Source organism: Apolloniradiicaulis salifontis, from assembly GCF_053756655.1.
In genome coordinates, this window is the sequence record NZ_CM132387.1 from 1546915 (window position 1) to 1564322 (window position 17408).

The following is a 17408-nucleotide window of genomic DNA, read 5'->3' on the forward strand; positions in this document are numbered from 1 at the left end:
CGAGGTTCAACCCTCACCGCCCCGCCTTCACGAACCCCTTCGCCTCTTCCTCCCAGTCATACTCGCTTGCGCCCACCGTCTCGTAGCGGCGCTCGGCTTCTTCGCGGAAGGAGTGGATCAGAAAGCGAACGGCGCGGGCCCGATTGGTGTCGATCAGAACCTGAAGGATCGGGTTCTTGAAGCTGTAGCGGATCCAGAAATCCACCAGCGTCGAGCCGTCCGCCAGCTTGTGGAAACGCCATTGATTGGCAAGCTCGTGGAACGGGCCGGACAGATATTCCACGTCGATGCGCCGGTCCGGCCTGTCGAAGCGAACCCGCGTGGTGAAGCGTTCACGGACAAAGCGGAAACGCACCCGCGCCTCGGCGTCCAGATCGCCGACGCCATGCTCATCCACGTTATCACGTGTCACGCGCATGGCGCTGATCAGGTTGATGAATTTGGGATAGGAGCGGACGTCCGACACGAGGTCGAACAGATCATCCGGGCGGTGGCGAAGCCGCAGCCGTTCGCTGTACTCTGCGCTCATGGACGCCTCAGATAGTGCGTCCGGCCGCCAGGGCCGTTTCGCGCGCCTGGCGCAGGCGCTGGAAATCATCGCCGGCGTGGTAGCTGGAGCGGGTGAGCGGCGTGGCCGAGACCATCAGGAAGCCCTTGGCGCGGGCGATCGTCTCGTATCCCTTGAACTCGTCGGGATGGACATAGCGGTCCACCGCGGCGTGCTTGCGGGTCGGCTGCAGATACTGGCCGATGGTGAGGAAATCGATGCCGGCCGAGCGCATGTCGTCCATCACCTGCATCACCTCTTCCTTGGTCTCGCCAAGGCCCACCATGATGCCGGATTTGGTGAACTGGGACGGATCGCGCTCCTTCACCCGCTCCAGAAGACGCAGCGAGTGGTAGTAGCGCGCGCCGGGGCGGATGGTGAGATAGAGCCGCGGCACGGTCTCCAGATTGTGGTTGAACACGTCGGGCCTGGCGTCGATCACGATCTCCGCCGCGCCGGGCTTTCGCAGGAAATCCGGCGTCAGAATTTCGATCGTCGTGCCGGGGCTGTGCGCACGGATGGAGCGGATCACCTCGGCGAAGTGCTCAGCCCCGCCGTCGGCCAGATCATCACGGTCCACCGAGGTGATGACCACGTGTTTCAGGCCCATGGTCTTCGTGGCCTCGGCGACGCGGCGCGGCTCGTCGGCGTCCAGCGCGTTCGGCATGCCGGTCTTCACATTGCAGAAGCTGCAGGCGCGCGTGCACGTGTCGCCCATGATCATGAAGGTGGCGTGCTTTTCCGCCCAGCACTCGCCTATATTAGGGCAACCCGCCTCCTCGCACACGGTGACGAGATTGTTCTCCTTCACCGTTTTGCGGGTTTCGGCGAAGACGCCGCCGGCGGGCGCGCGGACACGGATCCAGTCCGGCTTGCGCAGAACCTCCGTATCGGGACGCTTCTGCTTTTCCGGATGGCGTGCGGCGCGGGCGTCAGCCGCAGCGGAGCGGGGGGTGTCGATCAGCTTGACCATGGCGGTGCACATAGGCCTCGCGGGCCGATTCATCAAGCGCGAAACACGCTTCTGCGACCCTGTGAACGCACTGTCGCCGCATGGCTCAGCGAGGCTCAGAGCCGCCTCTCCCGGCGTGCACTCACTGGCGGCGCGGCGCTTTGACACGAAAAACCCCGGCGCGCGGGGCGCGCCGGGGTCTCGTTTTGGGCTGAGGCGGGGATCACACCGCGTCGGCGTCGGCTGCGGCAGGCGAGCCGGCCTTTTGCTGGCGCTGGAAGATCGCCAGCGTCCATGCGCCCAGCCCAATGCACAGCACCAGCGGCAGGATGATGAAGCCCAGCACCGGGATCGCGGCCAGCACTGTGATCACCACCGCAGCGGCCAGGAAAGACCCGATCCGCAGGCCCAGCCCGGCTTGTCCGCCCGAGCGGTTCAGCGCCAGATCGCCAAGCGCGATGCCGCCGAACGCGAAGGCCAGGAACAACAGGATCGGCGTGGCCAGGACCAGGATCACCGCCAGCGGAATTCCCACGATCGTCACGATCAGAAGCGCCATCAGCGTCGGGATCAGGACCGGCACGAGAGCCAGCACGATCAGGCCGAGGAAGCCCGACACCCAGGGACGCTGACGAAAGCAGCCGGCGATGCGGCCAACCGATTTGGGCGCCAGCAGCGACACGATGAGACCCAGAAGAAAGGCGCTCGCCGCGAACACGCCGCCCACCGCGGCCACCGAGGGCAGGAAGTCGATATTCACATCGAAATCATTGCCGTCGATGCGGTTTTCGTTGAACGGCTCGTCAATGTAGGTCAGCTCGCCCAGCTGCGCGCCGGGTGCGATCACAGGCTCGCTCGGGCCGCGCACCGTGATGGGGCCCGCCACCACGGCGCTCTCGTTGAAATGCAGCTCGCGCGCATAGAATTCGACCGGGCCTGAGATCACGCCATTGACGAAAATCTCTCGGCCACGGATATCCCCGCCCCGATCCAGGCGCCCGTCGAGATAGATCTCGCGACCGGCGATCTCGGCATGGCCGCCGATGGAGGCGTCCTCGTCGATGTAGATCAAGGCGCCACCGATCTTGGCCTCACCGACCACCCGGGAAAGAACCGACACGTCGGCGCCGGCGGCGTTCAGTTCGCCCCCGATCGTGGCGGCGATGGTGACGTCGGCGGCGGCGATGTTCGCATCGCCGGAAACCGTCCCCTCAAGGGTGACGTCGGCTGCCGCGATCTCCACATCGCCCCCGACGGTGAGATTGACGCTCACGTCCGCAGCCAGGATGGACAGGTCTCCGCCCACGCGCCCCTCGGCGGTGACGTCGGCGGCGAGGATTCGAACATCCCCGTCATCGTCGAGGTTCAGCGACAGATCCCCGCCGATATACTGGCCGTGGGCGCCGGCGCCGAACCCGGCGATCAAGGCGCCCGCTAGGGCGCCGGCTTTGAAAGCGTTCTGGATGAAGCTCTTCATGGCTTAGTCCTCCATGCCGCGCTGGCAACGTTGACCGTTGCGGGGCGTGTAATTGATATCGGCGGCTTCGGCTGCGCCGGAAAGGGAAGGCTGTTCGTCGGACATGACAGTCAGCGGCCCGTTGACCGGACCCGACAGCGACACGGTGCGTGCGCAGATGAACCCGCCGCCCACGGCGCCGGTGATTTCGACCCGGCCGTCTTCAGCACGATGGGGCCGCCGGCCAGGATCCACGTAGAGGGAGAGATCGCCGTCCACTGATCCGTCCAGCTGGACAGTGCGCGCCTGCAGGTCAAGACCGCCGCGTATCGCGCCGCGATGGAGAAACTCCGCCGCATCGGCGCGCAGGGACGCGGCGGTGAAGCCGCGCTCGAAAACAAGATCGGCGCTTTGAAGGCTCATGGCGCCCGCCTCGCCGGTGAAGGAGGCGTCTGCGACCTGGGCGTCCACCACCCCTGCCCGGCCATCAAATTCAAGATCCGCTGCGGCGATCGTCAGCGGGCCGTTCGCCACCCCGCCCCAGTAAAGGTCCGCGGCGCGAACCCGCGCCGAACCATTGACCGAGCCGGAAAAGCGCATGTCGGAGGCCGCCACATCCAGCGAGCCCGCAGTTACATCGTCCAGGACAAGTTCGGCCGCGGCGATTTCCAGCGCGCCGCCGACCCGTCCGGTAAGCCGCACATCCGCGCCGGCGACGCGGGCGTTCTCGGCCGTGTCCAGCGTGGTGTCGATAACGCCGCCGATCAGACGGACATCGCGAGATGTCGAGCCGACCGATCCGGCGCCGGTGATCAGCTGGACGCGCTGGCTCGAGGCCGAGCCGGTGTCGGCGAAGGCTCGCCCGCCCAGATCCAGTTCATTGCACGCGGTGAGCATGACCAGGCTCGCTGCGCCGGTGGTGAGGAGGAAACGTTTCATCGGGATACGCCCCTTTTTCGTTATAAGACCAACCATATCGAAACTCGATAACATATCGAAACTCGATAAGGAAGCTTTTTTTCGAAAAACGATAAATTTTTATCGCGAAGCGAGTCGTAAACAACCAGAAGCCCGCGCCGGGGTCCGGCGCGGGCTATCAAGGGCCGACTAAACTTTAAAAGGAAGCGGAGCCGCTCCTAGCCGCACTCACCCTGACGGGGCGTGTAACTTATGTTGGAGGCGTCAAACTCGGCCGGATAATCCGGCGCGGAATCGGCTTCCACCGCCAAGGGCGCACCGATTCGGGCGCTGCTGGTGAATTTCACTTCGTGGGCGCAGATCATCCCGCCAGCCTGAAGATCGCCGCTGATCTCCACGCGGGACCGGTCACCGTCGCGGCGGCCGAACATGCCGCGCTCGCGCCCGGAACCCATGATGCGCACAGGGCCGCGCGCCTCGCCGGAAAACTCAAGCGCGCCCGCCGTGGCGACAAAGCCCTCCTGAAAGAAACCAGACAGCTCGGCGGCGCCGGCGTTGATCTCCACCGGGCCCGAGAACGAGCCGGTCAGTTCGGCGGCGCCGGCGTTCACCAGCGTGCTCCCGCCGACCGATCCCTCAATGTCTGCGGCGCCGCCATTGGCTTCAAGGTCCCCGCGGATGCGGGCGTCCACGTCCACCGCCGCCCCGTTCATGAGCGCGTTTCCGCCGACCCGCCCCTGAAGCGAGACCGCCATCCCGTTCATCTCCACATCGCCATCGGTATCCAAGCTTTGTGATCCCACAAGGCCGTCAAAGCTGGTGCGTTCAGGTGTTTGAGCCTGGACGCAGGCGCCCAGGCTCACGGCGATCGCAGCGGCCCCGGCGGCGGTGACGAAACGTTTCATGACAATCTCCCAATCGACCGGCCAGGTCTGAAACGCCCGGCCTTCGAGCAGCAAGATGCACGGCGCACCTTTCCTCGATGCGCCCGTAGAATGAAATTTTCTTAAGAGTGGATCACGCGGCCATACGCATCGAGAACGCTCTCATGCATCATCTCGCTCAAGGTCGGGTGCGGGAAGATGGTGTGCATGAGCTCGGCTTCGGTGGTTTCCAGCGTTTTGCCGACGGCGTAGCCCTGGATCAGCTCGGTGACTTCCGCGCCGATCATGTGGGCGCCCAGCAATTCGCCGGTTTTGGCGTCAAAGATCGTCTTCACCAGGCCCTGATCCTCGCCAAGGGCGATCGCCTTGCCGTTGCCCACGAAGGGGAAGCGCCCGACCTTGAGTTCGTATCCCTGCTCTTTCGCTTTGGCCTCTGTGAGGCCGATGCTGGCGATCTGGGGGTGGCAATAGGTGCAGCCTGGAATATTGCTCTTGTCCATGAGATGGGGCTTCAGACCTGCGATTTTCTCAACGCAGATCACTCCCTCATGGCTCGCCTTGTGGGCCAGCCACGGCGCGCCGGTGACATCTCCGATGGCATAGAGTCCTTTTACACCCGTGGCGCCGTATCCGTCGGCGACCACATGGCCGCGCTCGATCGTGACGCCGAGATCTTCAAGGCCGAGCCCTTCGACATTGCCGGTGATGCCGATGGCGAGGATCACCTTGTCCACGTTCAGGGTTTCAGTTGCGCCGTCCTTCATCTTGATCTTCGCGGCGACGCCGGAGGCCGAGCTTTTCAGCCCCTCAACCCCGGCGGAGGTGTGAATCGTCAGACCCTTTTTCTTGAACGCCTTCTCGGCGAAGGCGGAGATTTCCGCGTCTTCGGCCGGCAGAATCCGGTCCACCATCTCAACCACAGTCACGTCCGCGCCCATGGTGCTGTAGAAGCTCGCGAACTCCATGCCGATCGCGCCCGAACCGATCACCAGAAGCGATTTCGGCATTTCCTTTGGAACCATGGCTTCCTTGTAGGTCCAGACATGCTTTCCATCCGGCTCAAGCCCCGCTTTCGGGATTGTGCGCGCGCGGGCGCCCGTAGCGAGGATGACGTGATCGGCGGTGTAGTCGCTCTCGCCGCCGTCCTTGTCCTTCACCACCACGCGCGGCGCCGCGTCGCCCTTTTCAAGGCGCGCCTCGCCGTCGATCACGGTGATCTTGTTCTTTTTCATGAGACCGGAGACGCCCGAAGACAGCCGCCCGGCAACTTTTCGCGAGCGTTTCACCACGGCGTCCAGATCAAAGCCGATATTGTCGGCCTTCAGCCCGAACTCCTTGGCGCGGTGAAACAGCTCGTAAACGTCGGCTGTGCGCAATAGCGCCTTGGTGGGGATGCAGCCCCAGTTCAGACAAATCCCGCCCATGTGCTCGCGCTCGACCACGGCTGTCTTGTAGCCCAGCTGGGCGGCGCGGATCGCGGCGACATAGCCGCCAGGCCCGCCGCCAATCACAATGAGGTCGAACGAAGTGTCAGCCACGGCGCGATCCTTTTCAAAACTCGGCGGGGAGAACCGTGATGGAGCGCGCCCGCGCGAAAATCAACCGCAGGCGTCAAGGGCGGCCCACGCCGGAGCAGGCTTTACCCCGGCGCCGCAGAAGCCCATCGTGGCGGCATAGTGGAGGAGACGTCCATGATCGAAGCCCTGCGCACCCCCGAAGACCGGTTTGCGACCCTGCCCGATTGGTCCTTCAAGCCCTCCTATATCGACGATCTGCCGGGCTATGAGGGCTTGCGCCTGGCCTATGTGGACGAGGGCCCGCGCGACGCGCCGGTCTTCCTGTGCCTTCATGGCGAGCCGAGCTGGGGCTATCTCTATCGCAGGATGGCGCCGGTGTTTCTTGAAGCCGGCTGCCGGGTGGTGATCCCGGACCTGTTCGGCTTTGGGCGTTCGGACAAGCCGGTGGACGACGCGGTCTATACCTTTCACTGGCACCGCAATTATCTCAAAGCCTTCATCGAACGGCTCGACCTTCAAGATGTCGCGCTGGTCTGCCAGGACTGGGGCGGATTGCTCGGCCTGACCCTGCCCATGGACTATCCGGGCCGCTTCACGCGGCTGATCGTCATGAACACCGGGCTCGGCGTGGGGAGCGGCGCCAGCGAGGGCTTCATGGCCTGGCGCGATTACATGGCGAACACGCCGGATCTCGATGTCGGCGCTCTTCTTCATCGGGCGACGCCCGGCATGACCGATGATGTGGCGCAGGCCTATTCAGCCCCCTTCCCCGACCATCGCTACAAGGCCGGCGTGCGCCGTTTCCCGGCGCTGGTGCCAATCACGCCCGAGATGGAAGGCGTGGACACCGGCAAGGCGGCGGCGAGATTCTGGTCGGAGGACTGGACCGGAGACAGCTTCATGGCGGTGGGGATGCAGGACCCGGTGCTGGGCCCGGACACCATGGCCCGGCTGCGCAGCGTCATTCGCGGCTGCCCGGAGCCCATGGAGATCGCCGAGGCGGGCCATTTCGTGCAGGAGCACGGCGAGCCCATCGCGCGCGCAGCGCTGAAGCGCTTCGGGATTTAACGCGGCGCCAGGGTCAGGTCGGAGCCTTCCAGCGTATAGAAGCCGAGCGAGAGATCATCGCCTTTCACCGCGTTGTGGCCCTCAAGGGTCGCCAGCAGGCGCAGCTCGCCACCGGCCGCTTCGACGCTTGCGCCAAACTCCACAAGGCCCCGCGCATCAACGATCGCCAGACCACAACGCGGATCGGAGAGCAGCACGCCGGCCGCCTCCTCCGGCGTATCGGTGAGGACGACGCCGGTGCCCAGATTGACCATGTTGGAGGGCTCTTCATAGCCGGAGGTGGCCAGGGTGAGCGCCTCGCATCCGGTGATCCGGTCCACGATCCGGCTGGCGCGCTCGCTTGGCCAGAGCCGGTCCACATTGGGGATGGCGACGCCGAAGACGCAGGTATAAAGCGCCGCCGCAGCGACGCTTGTTCCCAAAAGGCGCCCGCCGCTGGGCTTCAGCGCCAGCGCCGCAATCGCGCCCGCCGCCAGCACGCCGAAACCGATGCTGAGCCAGGCGGCGAGATCCGGCGTTTCCCCCAGATAGAGCGAGCCGCCAACCGGCACGGCGCCCAGCAGCAGCGCCACCGCGATGGCGATCACCGCGAAGACGCCGTGTACGATCTTCACCCGCCCTGACGCCAGAATCTCGCCGGCCTGCGCGACGCCGAGGGCGATTAGGATGGCGACCGCCGGATAGCTGGGAAGCGTGTAATGGGGCAGCTTGGTGGCGACCAGCTCGAACACGACATAGGTGGGCAGGATCCACGCGATCAGGAACTTCACCCGATCCTCGCCGCGCATCTTCCACGCCGCCAGCACGCCCAGCGGCAGGAGCGCCACCCCCGGCCACAGGGTGAACAGCGTCGCCACAAGGTGGAATCCGAGCGGGCCTGAATGGGCTTCCTGGGCCTCGCCCACCTTGTCGAGCATGGAATAGCCGATGGCGGTGCGGGCGAAATCCCAGTTGGTCTCAAGATTGATGGCGATGAACCAGGGCGCGAAGATCGCGAGGGCCAGCAATACGCCGGGCAGCGGCCTCACCTTTAACAGCAGCCCCGCATCGCGCTTCCAGACAGCGAACACGATCAGGGTCAGCGCCGTGACCATGAAAAAGATCGGGCCCTTGATCAAAAGAGTCGCGCCAAGCGCGGCCCACATGACGGCCGGCCAGCCGATGAAGGCGGGCCTTCGCGCCTTCACCTCGATCATCAGGATCATCAGGGCGACTTGCGCGATCATTCCGACGCCCAGCAGGATCGCGTCGGTCTTCGCAGTGCGCGCCTCCACCGCCAGCACCAGCGTGGTCGCAAGGATCAGCCCTGCGGTGAGCCCTGCGGCGGGACTGAACATGCGCGCGCCAAGCCAGGCGGTGGCGGCGATGGCGAACAGCGCGAACAGAAACCCCGGCAGGCGGTGAGCGCCGATGGGCGCATCCGCGCCGCCAAACGGCTGGGCCGCCAGCGCCTGCAGCCAGTAGGTCGCCGCCGGCTGTTTATGGCGGTCCACGTCCTGGAGGCGGATATTGATAAAGTCCCCGCTCTCCATCATCTGCCGGCTGGCCTGAGCATAGCGCGACTCGTCGCGGTCCATGGCCGGGATGGAGAACAGGCCCGGCGCCAGCGCTGCGACAGCCAGCAGCATCAGCACGATCCAGGCGCGCGGGGTGAGCCCGCCTTTCGCCGGCGCCGCGGTGAGGCCTTCAAACACGCCGCCCATCAGCCCTTTGTCTCCGCCTGACCGCGCAGGATCAGCTCGCGCGATGGAATATGGGTGCGCCGCATGAGCCAGATCACGCCCAGCAGATCAAACAGCCCCGCCGCCGCGCGGCCAAGATTGGTGTATTTCGAGGCGCCGGCGCTGCGCGCGCGGTTCACGACCGAGACGCAGACGATCTTGAAGCCCAGATGACCCGACAGCGCCGGCAGATAGCGGTGCAAGGCGTCAAAGAAGGGCAGCGCCAGAAACAGATCGCGTACGATCAGCTTCAACCCGCAGGCGGTGTCCGGGCAATCATCGTTGAGAAGCGAGCGGCGCAGGCCGTTGGCGAAGCGCGACGCGAATTTGCGATTGGCCCCATCGGTGCGGTTTGTCCGGCATCCCGCCACCAGCCCCACATCGCCCACGCGGGTCAGGTCCACTGCGGCGGCCATGTCCACCACCGAGCGCGGATCGTCCTGCCCGTCACCGTCCATGGTGGCCGCCCACAGGGCGCGGCCCGCCATCATGCCGGTGCGCAACGCCGCGCTTTTGCCCGAGCGGTTGGGGTGGCGGATTACACGAACGCGATTGTCCGCTCGCGAAAGCACAGACAGCGCCCCCGCCGTGTCGTCGGCGCTGCCGTCGTCGATGACGATGATCTCGAAGCTGTCGAAAGCGGCTTCAAAGACCTCGATCGCCTCTCGCACCACATCCTCGATGCTCTCCGCCTCATTATAAGCCGGGACGACAATGGAGATGGCGGGTGCGCGCATGGGCGGATGGGTCCAGACCGGCTTAAGCTGGGCCTAGTTATCGCGTTGCGGTCTCGCCTGACAAACACAAAACGCGGCTTCAGCCGGGCCGCGCGACATTGCGAGCCCAGGCCTGGCGCAGGCGCGCAAGACCTTCGGCGTGCTCGCTGACCGCCATCCCGGCCTCCAGCCTCTCATAGGGGGCCCAGCCGCTGGTCCAGCGAAACACCGCCCAGTTGGCCCCCGCGGCCTCAAAGGCGTTGATGCGCGCATCAAGATACACGGCCAGATCCGGCGCGGCGCGCACCGCCCCGAACTCCAGAACGGCGATATCCCCGCCGGGGCGAGCCGGCAGGTCGGCGGGGTTCTGAGCAGGGTCAAAACGAACATCGTCGCCGGCGTCCTGATGGGTGTAGGCCCAGGGGCTGTAATCATGCACGGCGATGACGGCGTCCGGCCCCACGACGGCGCGCAGCTCGGCGGCGCGCTCGCTGCGGCCCCAGCGATCGGGGCTGAAGATCAGCGGCGTGTCCCGGTCCAGTCCGGCGCAGGCCTGCGCAATGCGGCGAGCGAAGACCGGCCAGACCCCGTCCGCGCCGATATCAGCGCCATTGGGTTCGTCGAGCACCTTGACGCCCGCAAGCGCAGCATGGCCGCCGAAGCGGCGCAGGGTTTCAGCGGTCATCTCCGCCCAAGCCGCCTGCTTCTCGGACTCCCGCCACAGGCTGTCATCGTAGAGCTCTGGCGGATACCAGCTCTCTCCGGGATGAAACGCGAAAGCGCTGCGCCCCGGCCCCGAGCGCAGGCAGAGCGTGGTGTAGAGCCCTCGCGAAAGGCACGCGTCGAGCCAGGCGCCGATATGATCCTCCACCGCCGGGTCGAGGGCGAAGGGGGCGGTTTCGCTGAAAAGCCCCGGCCCGGACCAGCTGGCGAGATTGGCCCCCGCCCCAGCCAGCCGGTCAAGCGCCTCGCCCGTCACCGGCGACCCGATGGGGCCCCGGCCCAGAAACTCCGGCCCGTCGAGGTCTGGATAGACCCGGCGCTGCACGAACACCGACCCGCGAAGCGAGGGCCCGGAGGCGTTGCGCCACAGATTGCGCTTTGTACCGGAAATCCGCAGCCCGGCCGGAGCAAACGCGGCGGCCGGCAGCGCGCAGGCGGCCGTAACCAAGGCCCGCCGGCTGATCATGCCGCGCGGAAACTGGTCATTGCGTCGATCCGGCGGAACGCCTTGCCCGGCCAGTGCGATGCGCGGCCCAAAGGCAGGTATTCTGCGCCGCGCTCGATCGCAGCCGCCGCGCCGCGCACCAGGGCGGGAAGTCCCGCCCCGGCGTATCCGGACACAAGCGGCATCTGCCAGCTGGAGAGGTGGGCTTTGAAGTCATAGGCGCCGGGGCCCAGGTGCACCTCGGTGACACCCTCTTCGCTCACCGCCCGGCAAATCTCCATGAGCAAGGCGAGACCCGGTCCGAATTTGGCGAATCTCGGGTCGTAGACCGGGAACCAGTAGTGCAGCACGCTGGCCGAGCGCATCCCCACATGGACCGCCGCCAGCTCGCCATCAATCTCCAGGCTCGATATCAGACCGGCGCAGCCATCTTGCGGATGCTCAATAAGGTCCGACAGGAGGTTTCGCGTCCAATCTACTGAAAAAACATCGAAATGGTGGCTGGCGCGGTATTGCTCCGACTTCCAGCTGAGCGCGCTTTCGAACACGCCGGGCCGAGGGTCGTGAAGGCGAAACACCGCGCCCGCCTCATCGATCTTTCGCCGGCGCGAACGGATATTGCGGAAGGCCTTGGGCTCCACCGCCGTGCGGGTCTCGACAAAGGCATCATAACCCTTGGACAGGTCGATCACCCAGCTTCCGTCGGTGGTGAGCGCATGGGACCTGAACGCAGCTTGATATCCAAGCGCGCCGTGAAAATCATAAACGCCGACGCCCGACCGGCGCAGCAGATCCACCAGATCAATCTCGCAGCCCGGCCGCGCAATCAGCCCGTGATGATCGCCAAGCGGTCCACCAAGAGGGCGTGCGTGGCCGAAACCGCTGGTGTGAAGCGGTAGAAAGGCGGCCGGCCCGTTTGCGTCGCGCGCGCAAATCACCCGCACATCGCGGCGAACCCGCGCCACCGCGTCCATGAAGGACGCCGCGAAATAGGGCGAGGCCAGCGCCTGATCCCCGTTTTGAAACGCAGCCCAGGCGGCGCGTTCGTCGCCGGACAGTGTTTCAGGCGTGCGCAGAACAACTTCCATACTCGCCTCGTCTCCAATTGGTCCAAAATCAATAAAACACGGGCTTGGTTAAGCCGGTCTTCAGTCCCTCCATGCATATTCCATTCCGATCCGGCGCTGGCTCGGCCTGCTCCTTGCACGCCGCGCTTCGCGCGCCATCGGAGAGTGCCATGCTGAACCGCCACCTCATCGCCTATCTGCCGGTCTACGCCGCTCAAGCGGTCGTGGGATTCGGCGCGGTGGTGGTGTTCACGCGCATTCTCAGCCCCGAAGAGTACGGCCGCTACACGCTTTTGCTGGCCGCCGCCTCGCTTCTGGGCACTCTCGTCTTCACCTGGTTGGATGCGGCCATCGCCCGCCATCATCAGCGCGCCGTGGCGCGCGGGCGCCTCGCCGGCCATCTCTTCACCGCTTGGCGCATTTATGTGCTGATCGCGGCGCCCGCGCTGGTTCTGTCCGGGCTCGGCCTCTGGCTCGCGCCGTTGGGACCGGAGCTTAAGACCGCCTGCGCCTTTGCGCTGGCCCACACGGTGATCCGCTCCGGCGTGACGCTTTCGCTGGAAACGCGCCGCGCAGCCGGAGAGGCCTGGCGCTACTCGATCCTTGAAAGCACGACGATCTCGGCGGCGTTCGCGCTGGGCGTCACCTTTGTGCTCGCCGGCGGGATGGGCGCTGCAGGTCCGTTCGCGGGGCTTGCGCTCGCCGGTCTTGTGGCTCTCCTCATCGATGCGCCGATCCTCATGAGCAAAGCCAAGCGCGACCGCGCGGACGTGAAGCGCTCGATCGCATTTCTGGCCTATGGCGCGCCCGTGGCGATCTCGCTGATCTTCGAAGGCCTGCTCTCTATCGGCGACCGTTTCGTCATCGCGGCGATCCTCGGCGAGGCGGCGACCGGCGCCTATGCGGCGGGCTATGCGCTGTCAGACCGCACGCTCTCCATCGTATTCTTGTGGCTGGGCACGACCACCGGCCCTCTGCTGATCAGAGCGCTGGAGCGCGAGGGCAGCGCAGCCGCCCAGGCTGTCGCGCGTCGCACCGCCGGGCTCATAGGCCTGATCGGCTTTCCCGCCGCCATCGGGCTGGCGTTGATCGCCGGGCCCGCATGCCGGCTTTTGATCGACGCGGATCTAGCAGGCCCCGCCGCATCGGTGATGCCGTTCATCGCCGTGTCGGGCCTAATGAACGGGGTTATGACCTTCTACTTCCACGAAGCCTATATTCTCGGACGCAAGCCCCAGATCATGGCGGCGATTATGGCCGGCGCGGCTCTTCTCAATCTGGTGCTGAACCTCATCCTGACGCCGCGCTTCGGGATCACCGGCGCGGCGCTGGCGACCGTGATCTCATATGGCGCGGCGCTCCTGATCTGCGCGGTCCATGGCCGCAGCATTTTCGCTCTGCCGATCCCGTGGCGCGACTGGAGCGCCGCCGCAGCAGCGACGGGCGCCATGGCCGCTGCGGTGCTCGCCGTCCCGGCGTTCGAAGCCGCGCTTTTGACACTGGCCGCGAAAATCGCGGCGGGCGCCGCCGCCTATGCTGCAGCCGCCCTCACCCTCGATGTTGCGGGATGCCGCACCCTGGCCGCCGGGCTTTTGCGCAATCCTCTTATCGAGGTGCGCCCATGACACCGCTGATCCACGAGCGCGCCAACGCCGCCGCGAAGGCCGGGCCGGGCCGCTATCGCCTCTCGGTGCTGATTCCCACCTATCGCGACGATCCGGCTACGTTGCTGCAGGCGCTGGCGGCCGATGCGCCGGAAGGGATCGAGATCCTCCTATTCGACGACGGCGCGCCGGACGCCGCGCTGAACGCCGCCATGGGCGATGCGGTGGATGCGTGCGCGCGGCCGGCGCGCCTTCTCACGGCAAAGGCCAATCTTGGCCGTTCCGCGGCGCGCAACCGGCTGGCGAGCCGGGCGCAGGGCGACTGGTTGCTGTTTCTCGACGCCGATATGAGCACCGCTCCGGGCTTTCTCGACGCCTGGCTGGACGCAATACGCGCGACCAGCGCCCAAGCCCTGTTCGGCGGCTATGCCCCTGTCGCCGCTCCGGCGCGCATCCACCGGCTTCATGCGGCGCTCGCGCACGCCAGCGATGTGCGAACGAGCGCGGAGCGGGCGCGAGAAGGCGCGTTCGCCGTGTGCTCGTCAAATCTCGCCGTCTCGGCCGCCGCCTTCGCCAAGGCGCCGTTCGATGAGGAATATTCAGGCTGGGGCTGGGAAGATGTGGACTGGGCGCTGAGCTTCGCCAGACACTTCACCCTCGGCCATATCGACAACCCGGCCATGCATGGCGGGCTGGAGACGCCGGACCGTCTGATCGAGAAATTCTCCCGCTCCGGGGCCAATTTCGCCCGGCTCATGGAGCGCCATCCAGAATACGCCGCGCGCAAGGGCGCCCGGCTCGCGCTCACCTTGAAGCGGCGCGGCCTCACCAGCCCTGCGCGCATCGCAGGCCGCATCGCCGCTCTGGCGCCGCTGCCAATCAAGGCGCGGGTGCTGGGCCTGAAACTCTATCGCGCCGCCATCGGCGCGGAGGCTTTGCCATGACTGAAACCGCCTATACGCCCGCCGGGGGGCTGACCGGCAAGCTGCGCCGCATCGCGGCGCGCGCCCTCGCCGTCAGCCCCATGACGATCGCGCTGGACCGCACGATCGTCAGCTTCACCTTCGACGACTTTCCAAGATCGGCCGCCACCACCGCCGCGGCGATCCTGGAACGGCGCGGCTGGCGGGGCACCTATTTTGCGTCCGGCGGGTTCGCCGGCGGGGAAACGCATCTGGGCCGTATGTATGATATCGGCGATCTGGTTCGGCTGGATGCAGGCGGCCACGAAATCGCTTGCCACACCTACGCCCATGGTGACAGCTCGGCCCTCGGGGCGCAGGCGACCGAGGCCGATTGCGCGCGCAACCGCGCCTTCCTGCAGATGGCCGGCCATGAGGCTGAGCTGGACAGTTTCGCCTTTCCTTACGGGGAAGCCGCACCGGCCGCCAAGTCGATGCTTCTCAAACGCTACCGCGCGCTTCGCGGCGTGCGCCCCGGCGTGAACCGGACCGGAACGGATCGCGGCCTGTTGAAGGCCGTGCCGCTGGACGGCGGCGAGGCCGGGCTGGAGCGCGCCCTCGACTGGATCGAGAATGCGGCGCTGAAACCGGGCTGGCTGATCTTTTACGGCCACGATGTGCGCGAAACCCCCGGGACCTGGGGCTGCACGCCGCACTTTCTGGAGAAAATTTGCGACGTGGTGGACCGCGCCGGCTTTGACGTCCTCACTATGCGCGGCGCTCTGGACCGGATCGACGCGAGCTCGATGAGCCTCGAAGCATGACCCTCACCGTCCTTATCCCGACATTTCGCCGCCCAGACAGCCTCGCCCGGGCGATGAAAAGCGTATTCGCCCAAGACCGCACGCCGGACGAGATCGTGATCGCCGACAATGATCCAGGCGGAAGCGCCAGGCCTGTTGTGGACTCGCTGCGCGCAGGTGCGCCGTGCCCGCTGGTCTATGTTCATGCCCGCGAACCCGGCGTCGCGAACGCCCGTAACGAAGGTTTCGCGGCGGCGTCCGGCTCTCGCATCGCCCAGCTTGATGATGATGAAAGCGCGCCGAGCCGCTGGCTCTCAGCGCTGGAGGCCGTGCGCGAGACCACCGGCGCCCATGTGGTGTTCGGCCCCGTGCGCCCTGAAGCGGATCCAGGCCACGCTTCGGCCTTCGCCGCCGCCTGGATCCGAAGGCTCTATGCGCGCGAGCCGGATCTCGCTGAGGGCGTCACTAAAAAGCCCTGGGGCTGCGGTAACTCACTCATCGACCGCGCAGCGGCCAACCTGCCCGACCCGGTGTTCGATCCGCGCGCCAACGAAACCGGCGGCGAAGATGATCTCTTGTTCGCCCACATGGCCCGCACCGGCGCGGTGTTCGCCTGGGCCGGTGCGGCCGGCGTCATCGAACATGTGGAGGACGACCGGCTGAAGCTTGTTCACCTCGCGCGCCGCGCCCTCGCCTTCGGTCAGGGCCCGAGCCAGACGGCGGCCCATGAAGGCAGACCGCTGGCCGTCGCCGGGTGGATGATGGTGGGCGCCGCCCAGATGCTCGCCTGCGGCGCCCTCGCCGCTCCCGCGGCCCTTCTAAGTCCCGCCACATGCGCGGCGCTGGCCGACAAAGCCGTTCAGGGCGCCGGAAAGCTCGTCTGGTTCGACTTCGCCGCCCCGCGGTTCTACGGACGGGCGCGCCTTTCCTAAGCCGCGACGCCCGCCGCCACCTTGAACTTCGCTTCGGTCTTCTGCGTGATTTCGTCCACGGTCACGTCGGGCGCCAGCTCGATGAGCTCCAGCCCATCCTCGGTGACGTCGAACACGCCCAGCGTGGTGATAATCCGATCGACGCAGCCCGTGCCGGTGAGCGGCAGGGAGCATTCGTGCAGCAGCTTGGTCTCACCGGCCTTGTTGGTGTGGTCCATGATCACCACCACGCGCTGAACGCCGGCGACCAGGTCCATGGCGCCGCCCATGCCCTTGACCATCTTGCCGGGGATCATCCAGTTGGCGATGTCGCCTTTTTCCGACACCTCCATGGCCCCCAGGATGGACAGGTTGATATGGCCGCCGCGGATCATGGCGAAGCTGTCGGCGGAGCTGAAGAAGCTGGTCTGAGGCAGCTCGGTGATGGTCTGCTTGCCGGCATTGATCAGGTCGGCGTCGACCTCGTTCTCGCGCGGAAACGGGCCCATGCCGAGCATGCCGTTCTCCGACTGCAGGGTCACGTCCATCCCGTCGGGAATGTAGTTGGCCACAAGCGTGGGAATGCCGATGCCGAGATTGACGTAGAAGCCGTCCTGCAGCTCCTTGGCGGCGCGCTCGGCGAGTTGGTCGCGGGTCCAGGCCATGGGGTCTCCTGTGTGGGGGTCAGTGCGTGGCTTGCACGCGGTTGATCAGGGCGGAGGCGGCTTCGAGGTTGGAGGCTGGCAAGTCGACCCCGTCTCCGCGCGCTTCCTCCACCAGAAGGGTGAGCGCCAGGGCGCGGCCAGCGGCTTCGTCCGGCACCAGATAGAGCGCTTGCGCAGAGCAGCTGTATCCTCTGGTGTTGACCCTATCATTCTCGCACCGCGGAACCGGCGTGGAATTCATCAGAGCGCCGCAGCTGCGCCGATAGACCACCAGAAGACTTTGCGTGCGGCTGTAATCGGCCCAGACGAACCTGTCTTCGAAAACCGGCTCCTCGAAACGGCGATGGTCATGCGCCCGAAGCGGATCAACACAGTGTGCGCGTTGGGCGTATTCTGCGGGGTTGGCGTCAAGATAGGTGGTAAGACCGGGCTCTTCAGCTGGCTGCGCAGCGCCAAGCAGAAGACCTGACAGCAGGACGGTGAAAGTCGTCATCGCGAGACTCCTTCAA

The 17408-nt window shown here is 66.1% G+C and carries 17 protein-coding genes; 5 read left to right on the plus strand and 12 right to left on the minus strand.

Annotated elements, in window-relative coordinates; translation table 11 throughout:
• Window positions 1–13 precede the first annotated feature (13 nt).
• The 6 genes from ACWCOP_RS07550 to lpdA all read right to left on the minus strand — a co-directional run bounded on the left by ACWCOP_RS07550 (window position 14) and on the right by lpdA (window position 6295).
• Window positions 14–529: a type II toxin-antitoxin system RatA family toxin gene (locus ACWCOP_RS07550; RefSeq protein WP_478250613.1), complete on the minus strand. Its 516-nt coding sequence runs from the start codon at window positions 527–529 to the stop codon at window positions 14–16.
• A gap of 7 nt (window positions 530–536) precedes the next feature.
• Window positions 537–1520 (minus strand): lipoyl synthase, encoded by a 984-nt coding sequence (gene lipA / locus ACWCOP_RS07555; RefSeq protein WP_478250614.1) that lies wholly within the window; start codon window positions 1518–1520, stop codon window positions 537–539.
• 202 nt (window positions 1521–1722) lie between these two features.
• Window positions 1723–2976: a DUF8173 domain-containing protein gene (locus ACWCOP_RS07560; protein ID WP_478250615.1), complete on the minus strand. Its 1254-nt coding sequence runs from the start codon at window positions 2974–2976 to the stop codon at window positions 1723–1725.
• A gap of 3 nt (window positions 2977–2979) precedes the next feature.
• Window positions 2980–3894 (minus strand): hypothetical protein, encoded by a 915-nt coding sequence (locus ACWCOP_RS07565; RefSeq protein WP_478250616.1) that lies wholly within the window; start codon window positions 3892–3894, stop codon window positions 2980–2982.
• 197 nt (window positions 3895–4091) lie between these two features.
• Window positions 4092–4778 (minus strand): hypothetical protein, encoded by a 687-nt coding sequence (locus tag ACWCOP_RS07570; RefSeq protein WP_478250617.1) that lies wholly within the window; start codon window positions 4776–4778, stop codon window positions 4092–4094.
• A gap of 101 nt (window positions 4779–4879) precedes the next feature.
• Complete coding sequence (gene lpdA, locus ACWCOP_RS07575) at window positions 4880–6295, minus strand: dihydrolipoyl dehydrogenase (protein WP_478250618.1); 1416 nt, start codon at window positions 6293–6295, stop codon at window positions 4880–4882.
• A 153-nt stretch (window positions 6296–6448) separates the two neighbouring features.
• On the opposite strand from lpdA, the gene ACWCOP_RS07580 reads away from it, so the two are divergent.
• Window positions 6449–7342, plus strand: coding sequence for a haloalkane dehalogenase (locus ACWCOP_RS07580; protein WP_478250619.1), 894 nt, complete (start codon window positions 6449–6451; stop codon window positions 7340–7342).
• Here ACWCOP_RS07580 and ACWCOP_RS07585 read toward each other — a convergent pair.
• The 4 genes from ACWCOP_RS07585 to ACWCOP_RS07600 form a co-directional block, all read right to left on the minus strand.
• Complete coding sequence (locus ACWCOP_RS07585) at window positions 7339–9045, minus strand: ArnT family glycosyltransferase (protein ID WP_478250620.1); 1707 nt, start codon at window positions 9043–9045, stop codon at window positions 7339–7341. The genes ACWCOP_RS07580 and ACWCOP_RS07585 overlap by 4 nt on opposite strands.
• Window positions 9045–9800 carry a glycosyltransferase family 2 protein gene (locus tag ACWCOP_RS07590; protein ID WP_478250621.1) on the minus strand — a complete coding sequence of 252 codons (756 nt, stop codon included), beginning with the start codon at window positions 9798–9800 and terminating at the stop codon, window positions 9045–9047. The genes ACWCOP_RS07585 and ACWCOP_RS07590 overlap by 1 nt, the downstream gene beginning before the upstream one ends.
• 79 nt (window positions 9801–9879) lie before the next feature.
• On the minus strand, window positions 9880–10950 hold the full coding sequence (locus ACWCOP_RS07595) for a glycoside hydrolase family 5 protein (protein WP_478250622.1): 1071 nt from the start codon (window positions 10948–10950) through the stop codon (window positions 9880–9882).
• A 14-nt stretch (window positions 10951–10964) separates the two neighbouring features.
• A complete protein-coding gene (locus ACWCOP_RS07600) occupies window positions 10965–12035 on the minus strand; it encodes a GNAT family N-acetyltransferase (protein ID WP_478250623.1) in 1071 nt (356 codons plus the stop codon).
• Window positions 12036–12184: 149 nt separating this feature from the next.
• Between ACWCOP_RS07600 and ACWCOP_RS07605 the strand changes: the two genes are divergently transcribed.
• Genes ACWCOP_RS07605 through ACWCOP_RS07620 form a run of 4 tightly spaced genes read left to right on the plus strand, consistent with a single transcriptional unit; the run spans window position 12185 to window position 16255 of the window.
• Entirely contained in the window at window positions 12185–13639 is a 1455-nt protein-coding gene (locus ACWCOP_RS07605; protein WP_478250624.1) for a lipopolysaccharide biosynthesis protein, read from the plus strand.
• The gene (locus tag ACWCOP_RS07610) at window positions 13636–14562 is read left to right on the plus strand and encodes a glycosyltransferase (protein WP_478250625.1); all 927 of its coding nucleotides are present in this window, start codon (window positions 13636–13638) and stop codon (window positions 14560–14562) included. Before ACWCOP_RS07605 ends, ACWCOP_RS07610 begins: the two co-directional genes overlap by 4 nt.
• The gene (locus ACWCOP_RS07615; protein ID WP_478250626.1) at window positions 14559–15344 is read left to right on the plus strand and encodes a polysaccharide deacetylase family protein; all 786 of its coding nucleotides are present in this window, start codon (window positions 14559–14561) and stop codon (window positions 15342–15344) included. The genes ACWCOP_RS07610 and ACWCOP_RS07615 overlap by 4 nt, the downstream gene beginning before the upstream one ends.
• Window positions 15341–16255, plus strand: coding sequence for a glycosyltransferase family 2 protein (locus ACWCOP_RS07620; RefSeq protein ID WP_478250627.1), 915 nt, complete (start codon window positions 15341–15343; stop codon window positions 16253–16255). Before ACWCOP_RS07615 ends, ACWCOP_RS07620 begins: the two co-directional genes overlap by 4 nt.
• Here the strand turns inward: ACWCOP_RS07620 and ACWCOP_RS07625 are convergent.
• Together ACWCOP_RS07625 and ACWCOP_RS07630 are read right to left on the minus strand one after the other, a co-directional pair.
• Window positions 16252–16899, minus strand: coding sequence for a CoA transferase subunit B (locus ACWCOP_RS07625; protein WP_478250628.1), 648 nt, complete (start codon window positions 16897–16899; stop codon window positions 16252–16254). The genes ACWCOP_RS07620 and ACWCOP_RS07625 overlap by 4 nt on opposite strands.
• Before the next feature lie 19 nt (window positions 16900–16918).
• Window positions 16919–17392 (minus strand): hypothetical protein, encoded by a 474-nt coding sequence (locus tag ACWCOP_RS07630; RefSeq protein WP_478250629.1) that lies wholly within the window; start codon window positions 17390–17392, stop codon window positions 16919–16921.
• Window positions 17393–17408 lie beyond the last annotated feature (16 nt).

Bases quoted from the DNA above. Each gene is read 5' to 3' on its own strand.
- ACWCOP_RS07560 (WP_478250615.1), bottom strand. From the start codon at position 2,976: ATGAAGAGCTTCATCCAGAACGCTTTCAAAGCCGGCGCCCTAGCGGGC.
- ACWCOP_RS07610 (WP_478250625.1), top strand. From the start codon at position 13,636: ATGACACCGCTGATCCACGAGCGCGCCAACGCCGCCGCGAAGGCCGGG.
- ACWCOP_RS07600 (WP_478250623.1), bottom strand. From the start codon at position 12,035: ATGGAAGTTGTTCTGCGCACGCCTGAAACACTGTCCGGCGACGAACGC.
- ACWCOP_RS07565 (WP_478250616.1), bottom strand. From the start codon at position 3,894: ATGAAACGTTTCCTCCTCACCACCGGCGCAGCGAGCCTGGTCATGCTC.
- ACWCOP_RS07580 (WP_478250619.1), top strand. From the start codon at position 6,449: ATGATCGAAGCCCTGCGCACCCCCGAAGACCGGTTTGCGACCCTGCCC.
- ACWCOP_RS07625 (WP_478250628.1), bottom strand. From the start codon at position 16,899: ATGGCCTGGACCCGCGACCAACTCGCCGAGCGCGCCGCCAAGGAGCTG.
- ACWCOP_RS07590 (WP_478250621.1), bottom strand. From the start codon at position 9,800: ATGCGCGCACCCGCCATCTCCATTGTCGTCCCGGCTTATAATGAGGCG.
- ACWCOP_RS07550 (WP_478250613.1), bottom strand. From the start codon at position 529: ATGAGCGCAGAGTACAGCGAACGGCTGCGGCTTCGCCACCGCCCGGAT.
- ACWCOP_RS07605 (WP_478250624.1), top strand. From the start codon at position 12,185: ATGCTGAACCGCCACCTCATCGCCTATCTGCCGGTCTACGCCGCTCAA.
- ACWCOP_RS07585 (WP_478250620.1), bottom strand. From the start codon at position 9,045: ATGGGCGGCGTGTTTGAAGGCCTCACCGCGGCGCCGGCGAAAGGCGGG.
- ACWCOP_RS07615 (WP_478250626.1), top strand. From the start codon at position 14,559: ATGACTGAAACCGCCTATACGCCCGCCGGGGGGCTGACCGGCAAGCTG.
- lipA (WP_478250614.1), bottom strand. From the start codon at position 1,520: ATGGTCAAGCTGATCGACACCCCCCGCTCCGCTGCGGCTGACGCCCGC.
- ACWCOP_RS07620 (WP_478250627.1), top strand. From the start codon at position 15,341: ATGACCCTCACCGTCCTTATCCCGACATTTCGCCGCCCAGACAGCCTC.
- ACWCOP_RS07570 (WP_478250617.1), bottom strand. From the start codon at position 4,778: ATGAAACGTTTCGTCACCGCCGCCGGGGCCGCTGCGATCGCCGTGAGC.
- ACWCOP_RS07630 (WP_478250629.1), bottom strand. From the start codon at position 17,392: ATGACGACTTTCACCGTCCTGCTGTCAGGTCTTCTGCTTGGCGCTGCG.